Here is a 15,659-nt window from a genome sequence, read left to right on the forward strand (position 1 = left end):
CTGAGAGTCAACTGTGCCGGAGGTCGCTGGAAGGCTGCCCGATTGGCCGGGTTCGCGAATATCGCTGGTGGCCAACATGATCGGATTAAAACTACCCCGCTCCGAAAAATTTCGGAAAAAGCTCACTCAGCGGGCACGACGACCGCGTCCGGCCCGGGGAAGACGAGTCCCTGATGACCGTCGGGAAACCGCACGAGGAAGGGTGGCGTCCCGTCGGGTCCGCGCACTTCGACGATCTCCGCGGTGTGATCGGACAGGCCCACTGTGCGCCCGTGTACGACAAGCCGGTCACCGACGTTCGCTCGCATGGTTCGAATTATTCGCCGATCGTGACGCGCATCACAAGGTCGAGGCGTGCCGGAACCCCTTGACACCACTCCAGACGTAGTACTACGTTGAGACCACTTCAAACGGAGTACAACAACTGAGGCGGTCAAAGATGCGAAAGCTCACCTACTTCGTCGGTATGTCCCTCGACGGCTACATCGCCGCCCCGGACGGCGCGATCGATGCGTTCGAGGTCAACGAGGCCTTCGCCAAATGGCTGGCCACCGACTACCCGGAAACCCTTCCGACGCACGCCCGGCCGTACTTCGGCGTGCCCGCGGACGCGCCGAACGTGCACTTCGACACCCTGGTCATGGGCCGCGGCACCTACGAGCCCGCCCTACAGGTCGGCATCACCAGCCCGTACGGGCACGTGCGCCAGTACATCGTCTCGACCACGCTCGGCACGATCGACGACCCGGCGGTCGAACTCGTCGAGTCGGATCCGGTCGGCCTGGTCCAGCGTCTCAAGCGCGAGGACGGCAAGGACATCTGGCTGGCAGGTGGCGGCAAATTCGCCGCACAGCTGATGGACGAGATCGACGAACTCGTCATCAAGAGCTACCCGGTCGTCCTGGGCGACGGCGTCAAGGCCTTCGCCGACAACTTCCGCCCGACCCACTTCGAACTGGTCAAGCGCGAGAACTTCGACGCCGGCGAGCAGGTCAGCTGGTTTCGCCGCCGCGCCTGACCCCGGCGGCGGCGCCGCGGGGCGAACGTGATTGCCGCCCGGCCTGATTCGTGATTTACGCCAATACAACGGGAGGTGGCGGCAAATCCGGTGGACCCGGGCCGGTAACCTTGGGGGCTGGTAGCAGCAGTTTGTCGATCTTGGAGGATTTCCCACCGTGGCTCTAGTCGTCCAGAAGTACGGAGGATCCTCGGTCGCCACCGCCGAGCGCATCCGCAGAGTCGCCGAGCGGATCGTCGAGACCAAGAAGCAGGGCCACGATGTGGTGGTCGTCTGCTCGGCCATGGGCGATACCACCGACGAACTCTTGGATCTGGCCCAGCAGGTGGCGCCCGCGCCGCCGGCCCGCGAGATGGACATGCTGCTCACCTCGGGTGAGCGCATCTCGAATTCGCTGGTGGCCATGGCCATTCACTCGCTCGGCGCGGAGGCCCGGTCGTTCACCGGCTCGCAGGCCGGCGTGATCACCACCGGAACCCACGGCAACGCCAAGATCATCGACGTGACCCCGAGCCGCGTGCAGGACGCGCTGGCCGAGGGCACGATCGTGCTGGTCGCCGGATTCCAGGGCGTCTCCCAGGACTCCAAGGACGTGACCACGCTGGGCCGCGGCGGCTCCGACACCACCGCTGTCGCGCTGGCCGCCGCGCTGAAGGCCGACGTCTGCGAGATCTACACCGACGTGGACGGCGTCTTCTCCGCCGACCCGCGGATCGTGTCCGACGCCCAGAAGCTCGACAAGGTCTCCTTCGAGGAGATGCTCGAGCTGGCCGCGTGCGGCGCCAAGGTTCTCATGCTGCGCTGCGTCGAGTACGCGCGCCGCTACAACGTGCCCGTCCATGTGCGCTCGTCGTACACCGACAAAGAGGGCACGCTCATTACCGGATCGATGGAGGACATCCCCTTGGAGCAAGCAATCCTCACGGGCGTCGCGCACGACCGCAGCGAGGCCAAGGTGACCGTGGTCGGCATTCCGGACGAGCCGGGCTACGCCGCCAAGGTGTTCCGCGCGGTCGCCGACGCCGAGATCAATATCGACATGGTGCTGCAGAACATCTCGAAGGTGGAGACCGGCAAGACCGACATCACCTTCACCCTGCCCAAGCTGGACGGCCCGCGCGCGGTGGAACTGCTCACCAAGCGTCAGGGCGAGATCGGCTTCTCGCAGGTGGTCTACGACGATCACGTCGGCAAGGTGTCGCTGGTCGGCGCGGGCATGAAGTCGCACCCGGGCGTCACCGCCACCTTCTGTGAGTCGCTGGCCGAGGCGGGCATCAACATCGACCTCATCTCCACCTCCGAGATCCGGATCTCGGTGCTGGTCAAGGACACCGACCTGGACGAGTCGGTCAAGGTGCTGCACCAGGCGTTCGATCTGGGCGGCGAAGAGGTCGCGGTCGTGCACGGCGGAACGGGGCGCTGACGTGATCGAGTCAAGCGCGGAGGCGGCAGCGCAGCGTAACCACGCAGCGCTCTCGATCGCGTCGAAAGGATATTGAGCTCATGGGTGTGCGTGTTGGCGTAGTCGGCGCGACCGGACAGGTCGGCGCGGTCATGCGAAAGCTGCTGGAGGAGCGCGACTTCCCGGCCGACGAGGTGCGGTTCTTCGCGTCCGCGCGCTCGGCGGGCAAGACGCTGCCGTTCCGTGGCAAGGACATCGTCGTCGAGGACACCGAGACCGCTGATCCGTCGGGTCTGGATATCGCGCTGTTCTCGGCCGGCGCCACCATGTCTCGCGTGCAGGCCCCGCGTTTCGCGGCCGCCGGCGTCACCGTCATCGACAATTCGTCGGCCTGGCGCAAGGATCCCGAGGTCCCGCTGGTCGTCTCCGAGGTGAATCCGGAAGCGACGCAGAACCTGGTCAAGGGCATCATCGCCAACCCGAACTGCACCACCATGGCCGCCATGCCGGTGCTCAAGGTGCTGCACGACGAGGCGGGCCTGCAGCGTCTGATCGTGTCCAGCTACCAGGCGGTGTCGGGCTCCGGCCTGGCGGGCGTCGAGGAGCTGGCCTCGCAGGTGCGCGCCGTCATCGGTGATGCCGAGAAGCTGGTGCACGATGGTTCGGCCGTGGATTTCCCGGCCCCGAACAAGTACGTCGCGCCCATCGCCTTCGACGTGATCCCGCTCGCGGGCTCCCTGGTCGACGACGAGTCCGGCGAGACCGACGAGGATCAGAAGCTGCGCAACGAGTCCCGCAAGATCCTGGGCCTGCCCGATCTGCTGGTGTCCGGCACCTGCGTGCGCGTCCCGGTCTTCACCGGTCACTCGCTGTCGATCAATGCCGAGTTCGCCAACCCGATTTCGGTGGAGCGGGCCAAGAAGCTCCTGGAGAACGCCCCCGGCGTCAAGCTCGTGGATGTCCCCACTCCGCTGGCGGCGGCCGGTGCCGACGACTCCCTCGTCGGCCGTATCCGCCAGGATCCGGGCGTCCCGGACGGCCGCGGCCTCGCCCTGTTCATCTCGGGTGACAACCTGCGGAAGGGCGCGGCGCTGAACACAATTCAGATCGCCGAAGTCCTCCTCGCGAACCGCTGAGCGAATAATTCAAGATCGAAGTCGTCCGCTTCTCCGGAGCGGACGACTTCTTTTCATATTTGCTAAAAATTTGCGGGCTACTCTCGTGCTAGCGACTATTGTCAATCTGCCCAAAGTTCGGCGCAGGGGAGTGGCGGAAGATCAACCGCGGGATGTCCATTGATGGTCACTTCAATACTGTGCGGTCTCAAATGCGCCGCGAGCCGCTCGGCAATGTCGTTGCCCGCGCGATAGTCCAACACCATCCCGCCCGGAAAACGCAGGCGGACATGCACTTCCGGACTTTCCGGATCTCCCGTCATCGGGGCTGTGCCCGATGTGCGGGAGCATGACTTCGCAGCCCCTTCCGTGACATTCCCTCGCGTTCCAATCGGGCCGCGATGCTCTGCACCGTCGGCCCCTGTCCAGAGCTGGAATACTTGCCGGCGAGGACCGCGCACGCCGCGAACCACATTGCCGCACCGCCGATTACGGCGCCGAGTAGGAAGTAAACCAGTTCGCCGGCCATGACCACCTCTTGTCGTCCGATTCGTGCGACGGGTCCCCTTCAAACGTTAAACACAGAAAAATTGCGGTGCAATAAGAAAAATCCACGTTCCATACTGTGCGCCGTAAGCTCGCCGTGTCTGGAATCCTTGTCGACAGATCCCACTCGGGAAGGAGAAGGGCATGGAAGACATCGGCGAAACTAGCGGGCGGTGACGGCCGGGAAAGCCGATCAGGCAGAAGGAGTTTGACCCGGTGGCCGAAAGTACCCTTGGGGCACGGGTAGCGGAGTTACGCCGGCGGCGGGGACTATCGCAGAAAGAGTTGGGCGCGGCGATCAGGCGCTCGGAAAGCTGGGTTTCGCAGGTCGAGCGAGACGTATTGCCGGTCGAACGGTTGTCGGTGCTGCAGCGCCTGGCAGACGTCCTCGGCGTGGCGGTGCGGGACCTGCGTCCGGAAGCGGCCGAGCCATTGGCGGCGCATCGCGGCGAGGGGCAACGCGGCGGTTCGGTGGTATTCGAACAGCTGCGCCTGCTGCTCACCGGACATCCCGCACTGGAGCAACTTTTCGGTGACGAGGCCGATCGCGAGTCGGCCGACACGTTGCCGGAGTTGAAGCAGCGCGTGGATCTGGCCTGGCAGCTCGCGAACGAGTCACGGCTCGTCGAAGTCGGAAGCAGTCTGCTGGGGCTGATTCCGGAACTCGAGCACGCGGCCCGCACCACCTCTGGAAAGCGACCCGAAGCGCTGACCCTGCTGTCGCGCGCCTATCAGGTGGCCGCGACCGCGTTCACCCGTCAGGAAGAAGTCGACGCGGCCTGGGTCGCGGCGGATCGGGCGCTGTCCGCGGCCGAGGAATCCGGTGATCCACTCAGCGTGGTGGCCGGGACCTATCGCATGGCACAGGCCTTCCTGCGCCTGCAACGCCTGGAACAGGCCGAGCAGGCCGCGAAGGTGTCGGTGGCGGCTCTCACGCCGCAGGTCGAGGACGACGCCGACTGCCGTCCGGAAGTGTTGTCGCTCTACGGTTCTCTGCAGTTGATGCTGGCCGTGATCGCGGCGACCGACGGCAATCGGGCGGCGGCCCGTGCGGGTCTGTCCGCGGCGCGAGAGGCCGCGGAACGACTGGGCGAGGGTCGCAACGACTTCGACACCGAATTCGGTCCGACCGGCGTCGCCGTGCACGCGGTGGCGGTGGCGGTCGAATTGGGCGATGCCGGTGAGGCACTCGACACCGCGCGCACCGTGCAGGCGTCGGTCCTGTCCCCGGAGCGGCAGGCCCGCTTCCTGGTGGATGTGGCCCGTGCGCACGCACAGCGGCGGCAGGCGCAGGAGGCGCTGGACGCGTTGCTCAATGCCGAGCGACTCACTCCGGAACTCGTGCACAACGATCATCGCGCTCGTGAGGTCGTGCGAGATCTCCTGCAGTTCGCGGGCCGGCGTCCGGCCGACGAACTGCGTGAGCTCGCCGGACGGGCGGCCGTCACCCCCTGACATTCACTCCCGAATGCCAGGGGTGCGGGGATCGGGGCCGACGCATGCCAGCAGCAGGCATCCGGGCGGTGCGTCCGTGAACGGGGGTGCGAGCCCGAGGTTCAAGCAGGACAGCGCATTACAGCCCGGATAGGCGTAGGGCCCGAGCCCGAAGACGGCGAGCGCGATGTCGTTGTCGAAGAACTTGCGGGGGTCCAGCCGCAGCGGAGGTTCCACGAACTGGCCCGGATCGGGGACCGGGCTGTCGTGGAACGCCCGGAACAGGCGGCGGAAGAACTCGTGCGGCACTTCCATGCCGTACTGCAGGATTCCGGACACGCCCTGGGTGGTGTGCGTGCCGAAGAGGCCGGTCCACACCACCGTGAGGTCCAGGCTGGGCAGTACGAAGACGTGCTGCAGGCCGAGCCCGGACATGGAATACATGTCGCCGGGCAGGAATTCGGGGTTCTCGGCGCAGTTGCCGCCCAGCCAGAACAAATAGCCGTAGCACCGGTTGGTGACCGACGGCGTGCGGGCCAGGCGCAGGTACTCGGGTGAGATGAGCTGCTGCCCGTGCCAGACGCCGTCGGCGGCGACCAGCAGGCCGAGCCGGGACAGGTCGTCGGGCGGGAGGTACAGGTGGGCGTAGCCGTAGGTGTGCCCGGTACGGTCCCGCGCCCAGTAGTAGTCGCTTCGTGGGATTCCGATGGGGCCGAACAGTTCCCGCTGAGCGAACTCCTGGAGCGGTTCGCCGGTGGCCAGTTCGATCACGTAGGCGAGCAGGTCGACATTGCGCTGGCTGTAGGTGAACTTGGTGCCGGGCGGGTCGTCGAACGGGACGCCGAGCGCCTGGACGGCGCTGAACGGATCGACGGGGATCACGGCGGTGATGCCCTCGGTGACGACGCCGATGCGCAGGCCGGAGGTTTCGGTGAGCAGGTTCTCGACGGTGATGGCGCGGTGCTCGGCGTCGCCGAGGCCGGGCGGCAGGTATACGTCGATGGGAACGCCGATATCGAGTTTGCCTTGGTCCCAGGCGATTCCGGCGAGCAGGGAGACGATGCTCTTGGTGACGCTCCAGACATTCCAGGCCACCGCGCCGGTCTGCGCGTTGGTGGGCCCCTCGCCGATCAGGCAGTTGTGCCGGAATACCTGGACATTCAATCGATTTCGCTCGGCGGCGAATCCGAGGGCGGCATTCAGCAGTCCGGTGTCGAGTCCCACCTCCTCCGGTGCGGCGCGTTCGAATTGCCGACCGGTCGGTTGTTCGCAGCGCAATTCATCGTCCGCGCGCGCCGAACCGCCGCCGAAGATCACGCTGCCCACCGTCAATGCCACCGCTACCGCGCCGGCCAACCCCCTGCGCTTGCGCAACATGCATTTCAGGCTATCCGTCCAGTCCCCTCACCACGGGCTGATCAGTATTCACCGCGTGGCGAATAGTCGAATTCCATAGGCAAGCGCGCCGATCGCGAGTACCGCCGCACCGGCGATCACCGCGGACAGCGGCAGGGACAGCGCCACCACCGCGCAGCCGCCCACGCCGATAATCGGAATCATCCGTGCCGGACGGTTTTCCGCGACTGTGAGCGTGCCCGCCGAAACATTCGCGATCAAGTAATAGATCAGCACCGCGAACGACGAGAAGCCGATCGCCGCGCGAATATCGAAACTCGCCGCCATCACGGCCACGATCACACCGACCGCCAATTGGGCCCGATGCGGCACCCCGAAGCGCGGATGCACTGCCGCCAGCGCCGAGGGTAGGTGCCCATCGCGCGCCATGGCGAGGGTGGTGCGGGAAACACCGAGCACCAGCGCCAGCAGCGACCCCGCCGCCGCGAGCACCGCACCGGCCCGCACCGCCGGAACGAGTCCCGGAACGCCCGCGGCATCGACGGCCCGCGCGAGCGGATCGACCGCCCCGGCCAGCCCGCCCGATCCGAGCACCGTCAGCACGGCCACCGCCACCACCGCGTACACGGTGAGCGCGAGCCCCAGTGCGATGCCGATGGCCCGCGGAATGGTCCGCCCCGGATCGCGCACCTCTTCCCCCAGCGTGGCGATCCGCGCGTATCCCGCGAAGGCGAAGAACAGCAGCCCGGCCGCCTCCAGCACCCCGCGCGGTCCCACGCGCGCTGTCAGTTCCGTTGCGCCCCCGTGCTTTCCGGCCAGGCACACCACGGCCACCACGGCCAGCACCAGCAGCACGAGCGCCACGATGACCCGCGTCGCCAGCGCCGACTTCTGCACGCCCGCGTAATTGATCGCCGTGACCGCGACGACGGTCGCCACGGCCACCGCCCGCGCCTGCTCCGGCCACGCATAGTTCCCGACGGTCAGGGCCATGGCCGCACACGAGGCCGTCTTCCCGACCACGAACCCCCACCCCGCGAGGTACCCCCAGAACGCCCCGAGCCGTTCCCGCCCATACACATACGTCCCACCGGACACCGGATACAGCGCCGCCAGCCGCGCCGACGACGTGGCATTGCAGTACGCCACCACCGCCGCGATTCCCAGCGCCGCCAGCACCCACGACCCGGCCGCCGCGGCCGCCGGCGCGAGCGCGGCGAATATCCCCGCCCCACCATCGACCCGAGCCCGATCACCACCGAATCGGTCAACCCGAGCCGCCGACGCAGCGCACCGTCCTCGCCCATGCGCCGATCATCGTCGGCCGCCCGAGGATTCGCGCGGCACGCCACGAACTCGCACCCACACGGTTCCCGACGATTCGGTCGGCGAGCCACCGCGCACAGCAAAAACGCCGCCAAGCGGGGGGAGTCCTGGCGGCGCAATGCCCACCGCCGAAGCGGTGGAGAAGGGATGTCGACGCCCAACAAGCGCCTCTCGGCGAGTGGTCGCTCGTAGCGACGAAGGGTGCGGCCCGGGGCTGTTCCGACGCCGACAGTGGTGATCAACCGGCCCGCCGTGGAATCTATTCCGGCCGGTGGGCTGTGACGTGCACTACGCAAACCCTCTGGAAACCTGTCGGCTTTTCGGTCTAGCATTCGGCCCAGCGGCCGCACTTTTTCTGGGGGAACTTTGATCGACGATCCGGTGATCACCGAACTGCTGACCGTATTGGAGGTCAATCCCGAACTACTGCCCCTGCGGGTGAGCGTGATCGAACTGCTCGCCGATCGCGGCCGGTACGCGGAGGCCCTCACGCACTGTGCTGTCGCGCTGGGCCAGGATCCGCAGCACGCACAGGCCATGGCGCTGTTGCAGCGCTGCACCACCGCCCTCGCCGGTGGTGCGGCGATCGCGCCCGCCGCGAATCCCGCTCCGGCGGAGTCCGTACCCGCTGCGGCGGCAGCGCCCGTCGCGCACACGCCGAACGGTACCGAGCCCGCGATCGACGACGCGCGGCCCGGCGGTTACGACTGGGCGGCCGCCGAGGAGCAGGTGGGCGACATCATCGCGCCCGCGTTCGTGAACGAGGACCGTGCTGTCCATGCCGACGGTGATGCCGATGTGGTGCGGCGGCCTACCCTGACGCTCGCCGACGTCGGCGGCATGGACGACGTGAAGGAGCAGTTGGAGCTCGCACTGCTGGGTCCGCTGCGAAATCCGGAGCTGGCCAAGGCATTCGGCACCAGTGCTCGCGGCGGCCTGCTGCTGTACGGTCCGCCCGGCTGCGGCAAGACCTTCATCGCCTCGGCCGTCGCGGGTGAGCTGGGCGCGAACTTCTACGCCATCGAGATCGCCGACATTCTCGATATGCATGTCGGCAGCAGCGAGCGGAACCTGCAGCAGGTTTTCCAGACGGCCCGCCGCAAGGCGCCCTGTGTGCTGTTCTTCGACGAGGTCGACGCCCTCGGGCTCAAGCGCAGTCAGCTGTCGAGTTCGAGCTGGCTGCGCTCGACGGTGAATCAGCTTCTCAACGAGATGGATTCGATGTCGAGCGACAACGAGGGCGTCTACGTCATCGGAGCCACCAACCATCCGTGGGATGTGGACGTGGCCCTGCGCCGTCCCGGCCGCTTCGACCGCACAGTACTGGTGACGCTCCCCGATCCCGAAGCGCGCGTGTCGATTCTGCGCCACCATCTGAAGGACCGCCCCGTCGCCGGAATCGACCTGCCCGCCATCGCGGCCCGCGCCGAGGGCCTGTCCGGGGCGGATCTGGCGCATGTCTGCAAGTCGGCCACCCAGTTCGCCATGGCCGATTCCCTGCGGGCCGGTACGGTCCGCCCGGTGCAGATGCCGGATATCGAGCGTGCCCTGGCGCAGGTCCGGCCCAGTACCGGCGCCTGGTTCGAATCCGCCCGCAATGTGGTCGAATTCGCCAACAATGACGGCAGTTACGACGATCTGGCCGCCTACATGCGTACCAGGAAGCCGCGCTGAGCCCTGCGGTCACCATGCATCCGAATATCGAAAAAGCCTGGGTTCTCATCGAATTGGGCCGATACGACCAGGCACGGTCGCTGCTCGCCGAAGTGCTGGCGGCCGATCCGGACGACCTGACGGCTCTGACCGCGATGGCGCAGGTCGCGCTACAGTTGGGGGATCCGCTGCGGGCGCTCGAATACTGTTCCGCGGCACAGCGATTCGCGCCCGACTACGCCGCGCTGTGGCGGATTCGCGCGCTCGCCGAACTGCGGGCGTCGGAAGACGAGGATCAGGAGTCCCCGCTCGCACGGCGTGCGGCGGCGCAGAACTCGGCGCTGGTGGCGGTCGAGCTCGACCCGGAGGACGCCGACAACCATCGCGTCCTGGCCGTCACGCAACGGGAGGACGAGCCCGAAGCCGCGCTGGATAGCCTCGATCGCGCCCTGGTCATCGAGCCGGAGCGCGCGGACCTGCATCTGTTGCGTGGAATCGTCCTGCGCCGCAACCTGTCCGCCCCCGATTCCGTCGATCGTGCGGAGCGGGCCCTGCGACGGGCCCTCGAACTCGAACCCGAGTACGTGGACGCCGTCCTCGAACTCGCGCTCGTCGATCTGGACCGTCGTGAATTCGATTCCGCCACCGCGCGATTGCGGCAGGCGGCCCAGCTGGAGCCCCGGCACGCCGAGGCCGTCCGGGAGACGCTGACCTGGATCGAGGATCAACGGCAGCAGTGGGCGGCGGCGCTCCACTGGGAGCCGGACGAGGATGAATCGCATCGTCGTACGGTGCGCTCGCTCCACGATCAGGCGCAGGCGGAAGCCGATGCGGCCGAGCGGGAGAGCCGTGAAGCCGCCGAGTTGGAGCGGGTCCTGCGCGCCATGCGTTCGGATTTTCCGGAACCCGATCCGAGCCCCGAGCCTGCCGGGCGCGGGCGCGGCTCGGCGCGATCCCGCCCGGTGGAGCTTGACCGGCCGCGAGCCGGCGCCGGGGGTGGGATCGCCGCGCTCGTCGTCGCGTTTCTGGTGATCGCGGTCATCCGGGGAGCGATCGGGTCGGATGGTGCCGGCCCGGGCTCGCGGTACACGCCGCCGCCGACCGTACCGGCCTGGTATCTGGGTCCTACCGATATCCGCGTGCCACCGACGTATCAGCGTCCGGCTCTCCCCAGCAACTGGCCGTCACTGCTCCAGCGGCCGACCTATGCGCCGGTTCGGCCGCCTGCCACCCCGACGCTGCCGCCCGTGACACTGCCGCCCGGATTCAGTCCGTATGGCGGTTGATTCGCGCCCGGGATGTCAGGGTGGTAGTGGGCTACCAGCGGGAACATTCTTTTCTTGACTAATTCCAGAAAAGGGAGCATGGTGTAGAGCATGCACTCCGGTTACGACTCTCGCGAGCGACTGCGGGCCGTGGGCCTGCGGGTCACCGCGCCGCGGGTCGCGGTGTTGGATGTGGTGGCTAATTCTCCGCATACCGATGCCGATGGGGTGGCTGTGAAGGTGCGTGAGACGCTGGGATCGGTGTCGACGCAGGCCGTGTACGACGTGTTGAAGGCTTGCGTGGGCGCCGGGCTGCTGCGGCGGATCGAGCCCGCGGGTTCACCCGCGTTGTACGAAGCGCGTACCGGAGACAACCACCACCATCTGGTGTGCAGGAACTGCGGCATGGTCGTGGACATCGACTGTGCCGTGGGGGCGGCCCCCTGCCTGGAACCCGATCAGTCCCACGGTTTCGTCATCGACGAGGCCGAAGTCGTGTTCTGGGGGCTGTGCCCCGATTGTGCTGCCGCACGCTGAAGTCCGACTTTCCCCAGCCCGGGAAGCAATCTCCCCAAAGGAGGCTTTCGCATGACCAAGCCGACCACCACCAATACCGGCATTCCGGTCGTGAGTGATGACGAGTCGCTCACCGCGGGCACCCAGGGCCCGATCCTGCTGCACGACCACTACCTGATCGAGAAGCTCGCGCAGTTCAACCGGGAGCGCGTCCCGGAGCGCATCGTGCACGCCAAGGGCGCGGGCGCCTACGGTGAGCTGGTCGTCACCGGCGATGTCAGCCGCTACACCAAGGCCACGCTGTTCCAGCCGGGTAAGCGCACCGAATCGCTGGTCCGGTTCTCCACCGTCGCCGGTGAGCAGGGCAGCCCCGACACCTGGCGCGATCCGCGCGGTTTCGCGGTGAAGTTCTACACCGAGGACGGCAACTACGACATCGTCGGCAACAACACGCCGGTCTTCTTCATCAAGGATCCGATCAAGTTCCCGGATTTCATCCGCTCGCAGAAGCGCCTGCCGGGCAACGGACTTCGCGATCACAACATGCAGTGGGACTTCTGGACCCTGCGCCCGGAGACGGCGCACCAGGTCACCTGGCTGATGGGCGACCGCGGCATCCCGAAGACCTACCGGCACATGAACGGCTACGGCTCGCACACCTACCAGTGGGTCAATGCCGCCGGTGAGCGCTTCTGGGTGAAGTACCACTTCAAGACCGATCAGGGCGTGGAGAGCCTGACCCAGGCCGAGGCCGACAAACTGGCCGGCACCGACCCCGACTTCCACCGCCAGGATCTGTGGGAGGCCATCGAGCGTGGCGAATTCCCTTCATGGACACTGCATGTGCAGGTGATGCCCGCCGCCGAGGCCGAGGGCTACCGCTTCAACCCGTTCGACCTGACCAAGGTGTGGTCGCATCAGGACTACCCGCTCATCGAGGTCGGCCGCTGGACGCTGAACCGCAACCCGGGCAACTACTTCGTCGATATCGAACAGGCCGCCTTCGAGCCGTCGAATCTCGTTCCGGGCATTTGCTTCTCGCCGGACAAGATGCTGCTGGGCCGTGTCTTCGCCTACGCCGACGCGCACCGGTACCGCATCGGCACCAACTACGCGCAGCTGCCGCCGAACCGCGCCAAGGCCGCGGAGGTGAACTCCTACTCCAAGGAGGGCGCCATGCGGTTCGACTACAACGACGCGAATGTGCCCGTGTACGCGCCGAATTCGTTCGGCGGCCCGCACGCGGATCCGGAGCGTGCCGGTGACGAGGGCCTGTGGAACTTCGATCCGACCATGGCCCGCGCGGGCTACATCCAGCACGCCGAGGACGGCGACTTCACCCAGGCGGGCACCCTCGTCCGTGAGGTCTTCAGCGATGAGCAGCGAGATCGCCTGGTGGGCAACGTGGTCGGCCACGTGCTCGGCGGCGTGCGCGAGCCGGTGCTGAGCCGTGTGTTCGAATACTGGAAGAACGTGGACTCCGAGATCGGCAAGCGCATCGAGGAGGGCGTCCGCGCCGGCCTCAACGGCTGATATTTCGAAAAGGCAGTGCCCGCACCATGATTCATGGTGCGGGCACGCTGCTGTCTAGAGGTTCTGGCGGCGCAGTTCCAGCCCGTCCAGGATCACGTCGAGTTCCTGCGCGAAGGCGTCGACTCGCCCGCTCGACGAATCTATATTGCGTTGTGCCAGATACCTTTTGTGTATGTGCGGGAATGGGCGTGCGAGTTCTTCCGAGGTGACCATGAGCCGCTCGAACCATTCCTGTTCGGGCATTCCGCTGCGTGCGATAGTGGTCAGCATCGCCGCCTCACCGGTGGCGGAGCCGAGGACATAGGAGAACAGGGCGTTGACGGCGCGGTCGCCAGGCTCATCGGGAAAACCCGCGACCTCCACGATGGTGAGCATGGCTTCGGACATGCGCATGCTGTTGGGGCCGAGGTAGATCAGCCCGGCTGAGCTCAGCACGACGGTCATCCACGGGTGGGCCAGCAGGGTTTCGCGCAGACTGCGAGCGACATCCGTCAGGTCGCGCCGCCAGTTCGCGGCTTCGATCCGCTCGGGTATGCGTACCTCTCCGAAGATCTGATCGACCACCAACTCGAGGATCTGTTCCTTGTTCGCGACGTGCGTGTACAGCGAGGTGGCGCCGGCGTTCAGCCGGGTGCCCAGCCGTCGCATGCTCAGGTTGTCCAGCCCTTCACTGTCGAGTAGCGCGATGGCCTCGTCGACGATCTGTTCCTGACTCAGCGCGGGAGTTTCGCGACGCTGCCGCTGGGGGCGGGTCCATGCGGACTCGAGCTGCGACTTGGCTGTCATAGCCGTCTCCTTCTTTGTCTGCGGTCAGCATAACCGCTGCTAGAACACCGTTCGTACGCAGGTACAGCGTTCGGTATTGCGAACAGTGTACGGAGACCGTACAGTGTTCGACAACGCCGCACAGTGTGCGGAAAGCTTCCGAAGGGGACTTGGAAATGAGTAAGACCGAAACCGCCGCGGCGCTGGATTCAGCTGCCGTGGAACGTAATCCGAAACGCTGGCTGATCCTGGTCGTGCTCTGCCTGAGCTCGCTGGTGCTGGTGATCGACAACATGGTCCTGAACGTGGCCATCCCGCCGATCTCCGCCGAACTGGGCGCGACCTCGCAGGACATCCAGTGGATCATCGACTCCTACATCCTGGTGTTCGCCGGCCTGCTGCTCACCACGGGCAGCTTGTCCGACCGCTTCGGCCGCAGGCTGGTGATGGTGATCGGCCTGGTGCTCTTCGGCGCGGCCTCCCTGCTGGCGGCCTACGCCACCACCCCGGAAATGCTGATCGCGGGCCGCGTGGTCATGGGTATCGGCGGCGCGCTCATCATGCCGAGCACGCTGTCCATCCTGATCGTGGTGTTCGACGAGCAGGAGCGTCCGAAGGCGATCGCGGCCTGGACCTCGGTGGCCATGATCGGTATGGTCGGCGGCCCGGTCGTCGGCGGTCTGATGCTGAACCACTTCTGGTGGGGTTCGGTCTTCCTGATGAACGTCCCGATCGCCATCGTCGCGATCATCGCCGCCATGACGCTGATGCCGGAGTCCAAGGGCCCGTGGGCCAAGACCGATCTGCCGGGCATGGTGCTGTCGATCATCGGCACCGTCGCGCTGGTGTGGAGCATCATCGAATTCCCGACCAAGGGCCTCGAGGGCACCTGGGTGTCGCTCATCATCGCGGCCGTCGGTCTGATCGCCTTCGGTATTCGTGAGGTCAGGACCGAACACCCGATGGTTCCGCTGCAGCTGTTCAAGAACCGCATCTTCACCGGTTCGAGCTTCTCGCTGGTGCTGGTCACCTTCGCCAACGGCGGTCTGATGCTGGTGCTGACCCAGTACATGCAGTTCGTGCTCGACTACTCGCCGGTCCGCACCGCGCTCGCCTTCACCCCGTTCGCCTTCGCCGCCTTGATCTTCCAGGGCGCCGGTGCGGGTCTGGTGTCCAAGCTGGGTGTCCGCCCGCTGATGCTGACCGGCATGCTGATCCTGGCCGCGGGCTTCGGCATCCTGGCCACCCTGACCACGGAATCCGGTTTCTGGTTCCCTGCCCTGGCGATGGCCCTGGTCGGCGCGGGCGCCGGTCTGGCCATGCCCGCCGCCATCGGCGCGCTGATGGGAGCCATCCCGCCGGAGCAGGCCGGCGTCGGTTCCGCCCTGAACGACACCATCCAGCAGACCGGTGGCGCGCTGGGCGTGGCGGTGCTGGGTGCGGTGCTGGCCGGCACCTACCGCGACAACGTGCCCGTCGACGCTCCGGAGGCGGCCCGCGAGAGCATCGCCCCCGCCCTGGCCAGCGGCAGCGAAGCACTGGTGACCGCGGCCAAGGAAGCGTTCACCACCGCCATGTCGGCCACCTTCACCCTGGGCGCGATCAGCGTCCTGGCGGCCACGGTCATCGCCTTCTTCCTCATGAAGGGCGCGCAGGCGGCGGACGGGCACGGCGTTCCGGCCGAGGAGGCAGCGGAAGCCGAAACCGAACTGGCCGAGACCCGGTAGCTC

General features: G+C 66.8%; 12 protein-coding genes and 1 pseudogene. 9 read left to right on the forward strand and 4 right to left on the reverse strand.

Annotated features, from left to right (window positions below; genetic code table 11):
• Positions 1-122 precede the first annotated feature (122 nt).
• Complete coding sequence (locus tag JK358_RS03910) at positions 123-308, reverse strand: DUF1918 domain-containing protein (RefSeq protein WP_201943525.1); 186 nt, start codon at positions 306-308, stop codon at positions 123-125.
• A 131-nt stretch (positions 309-439) separates the two neighbouring features.
• Here JK358_RS03910 and JK358_RS03915 point away from each other — a divergent pair, with 131 nt between their 5' ends.
• The 4 genes from JK358_RS03915 to JK358_RS03930 all read left to right on the forward strand — a co-directional run bounded on the left by JK358_RS03915 (position 440) and on the right by JK358_RS03930 (position 5,536).
• Complete coding sequence (locus JK358_RS03915; protein ID WP_201943527.1) at positions 440-1,018, forward strand: dihydrofolate reductase family protein; 579 nt, start codon at positions 440-442, stop codon at positions 1,016-1,018.
• A 157-nt stretch (positions 1,019-1,175) separates the two neighbouring features.
• Entirely contained in the window at positions 1,176-2,441 is a 1,266-nt protein-coding gene (locus JK358_RS03920; RefSeq protein ID WP_201943528.1) for an aspartate kinase, read from the forward strand.
• Between the two features lie 80 nt (positions 2,442-2,521).
• Complete coding sequence (locus JK358_RS03925; protein ID WP_201943531.1) at positions 2,522-3,556, forward strand: aspartate-semialdehyde dehydrogenase; 1,035 nt, start codon at positions 2,522-2,524, stop codon at positions 3,554-3,556.
• Positions 3,557-4,297: 741 nt separating this feature from the next.
• A complete protein-coding gene (locus tag JK358_RS03930; RefSeq protein WP_201943533.1) occupies positions 4,298-5,536 on the forward strand; it encodes a helix-turn-helix domain-containing protein in 1,239 nt (412 codons plus the stop codon).
• 3 nt (positions 5,537-5,539) lie between these two features.
• Here JK358_RS03930 and JK358_RS03935 read toward each other — a convergent pair whose 3' ends face one another.
• Both JK358_RS03935 and JK358_RS03940 read right to left on the reverse strand, forming a co-directional pair.
• Positions 5,540-6,892 (reverse strand): serine hydrolase domain-containing protein, encoded by a 1,353-nt coding sequence (locus JK358_RS03935; protein ID WP_201943535.1) that lies wholly within the window; start codon positions 6,890-6,892, stop codon positions 5,540-5,542.
• A 48-nt stretch (positions 6,893-6,940) separates the two neighbouring features.
• Positions 6,941-8,178, reverse strand: a pseudogene (locus tag JK358_RS03940) (APC family permease).
• A gap of 385 nt (positions 8,179-8,563) precedes the next feature.
• Here JK358_RS03940 and JK358_RS03945 point away from each other — a divergent pair.
• The 4 genes from JK358_RS03945 to JK358_RS03960 all read left to right on the forward strand — a co-directional run bounded on the left by JK358_RS03945 (position 8,564) and on the right by JK358_RS03960 (position 13,164).
• Complete coding sequence (locus tag JK358_RS03945; RefSeq protein WP_201943536.1) at positions 8,564-9,871, forward strand: ATP-binding protein; 1,308 nt, start codon at positions 8,564-8,566, stop codon at positions 9,869-9,871.
• A 14-nt stretch (positions 9,872-9,885) separates the two neighbouring features.
• Positions 9,886-11,136, forward strand: a complete 1,251-nt coding sequence (locus tag JK358_RS03950) for a tetratricopeptide repeat protein (RefSeq protein WP_201943538.1) — start codon at positions 9,886-9,888, stop codon at positions 11,134-11,136.
• 90 nt (positions 11,137-11,226) lie between these two features.
• On the forward strand, positions 11,227-11,652 hold the full coding sequence (locus JK358_RS03955; protein WP_201943541.1) for a Fur family transcriptional regulator: 426 nt from the start codon (positions 11,227-11,229) through the stop codon (positions 11,650-11,652).
• A 51-nt stretch (positions 11,653-11,703) separates the two neighbouring features.
• Positions 11,704-13,164: a catalase gene (locus tag JK358_RS03960; RefSeq protein WP_201943542.1), complete on the forward strand. Its 1,461-nt coding sequence runs from the start codon at positions 11,704-11,706 to the stop codon at positions 13,162-13,164.
• 54 nt (positions 13,165-13,218) lie between these two features.
• Here the strand turns inward: JK358_RS03960 and JK358_RS03965 are convergent, their stop codons facing one another.
• Complete coding sequence (locus tag JK358_RS03965) at positions 13,219-13,950, reverse strand: TetR/AcrR family transcriptional regulator (RefSeq protein WP_201943545.1); 732 nt, start codon at positions 13,948-13,950, stop codon at positions 13,219-13,221.
• Between the two features lie 155 nt (positions 13,951-14,105).
• Here JK358_RS03965 and JK358_RS03970 point away from each other — a divergent pair, with 155 nt between their 5' ends.
• Positions 14,106-15,656, forward strand: a complete 1,551-nt coding sequence (locus JK358_RS03970) for an MFS transporter (protein ID WP_201943547.1) — start codon at positions 14,106-14,108, stop codon at positions 15,654-15,656.
• Positions 15,657-15,659: the final 3 nt, after the last annotated feature.

The organism is Nocardia acididurans (genome assembly GCF_016741815.1).
In the GTDB taxonomy this organism is placed as follows: domain Bacteria; phylum Actinomycetota; class Actinomycetes; order Mycobacteriales; family Mycobacteriaceae; genus Nocardia; species Nocardia acididurans.

Bases quoted from the DNA above. Each gene is read 5' to 3' on its own strand.
- JK358_RS03910 (WP_201943525.1), bottom strand. From the start codon at position 308: ATGCGAGCGAACGTCGGTGACCGGCTTGTCGTACACGGGCGCACAGTG.
- JK358_RS03915 (WP_201943527.1), top strand. From the start codon at position 440: ATGCGAAAGCTCACCTACTTCGTCGGTATGTCCCTCGACGGCTACATC.
- JK358_RS03925 (WP_201943531.1), top strand. From the start codon at position 2,522: ATGGGTGTGCGTGTTGGCGTAGTCGGCGCGACCGGACAGGTCGGCGCG.
- JK358_RS03935 (WP_201943535.1), bottom strand. From the start codon at position 6,892: ATGTTGCGCAAGCGCAGGGGGTTGGCCGGCGCGGTAGCGGTGGCATTG.
- JK358_RS03950 (WP_201943538.1), top strand. From the start codon at position 9,886: ATGCATCCGAATATCGAAAAAGCCTGGGTTCTCATCGAATTGGGCCGA.
- JK358_RS03955 (WP_201943541.1), top strand. From the start codon at position 11,227: ATGCACTCCGGTTACGACTCTCGCGAGCGACTGCGGGCCGTGGGCCTG.
- JK358_RS03960 (WP_201943542.1), top strand. From the start codon at position 11,704: ATGACCAAGCCGACCACCACCAATACCGGCATTCCGGTCGTGAGTGAT.
- JK358_RS03965 (WP_201943545.1), bottom strand. From the start codon at position 13,950: ATGACAGCCAAGTCGCAGCTCGAGTCCGCATGGACCCGCCCCCAGCGG.
- JK358_RS03970 (WP_201943547.1), top strand. From the start codon at position 14,106: ATGAGTAAGACCGAAACCGCCGCGGCGCTGGATTCAGCTGCCGTGGAA.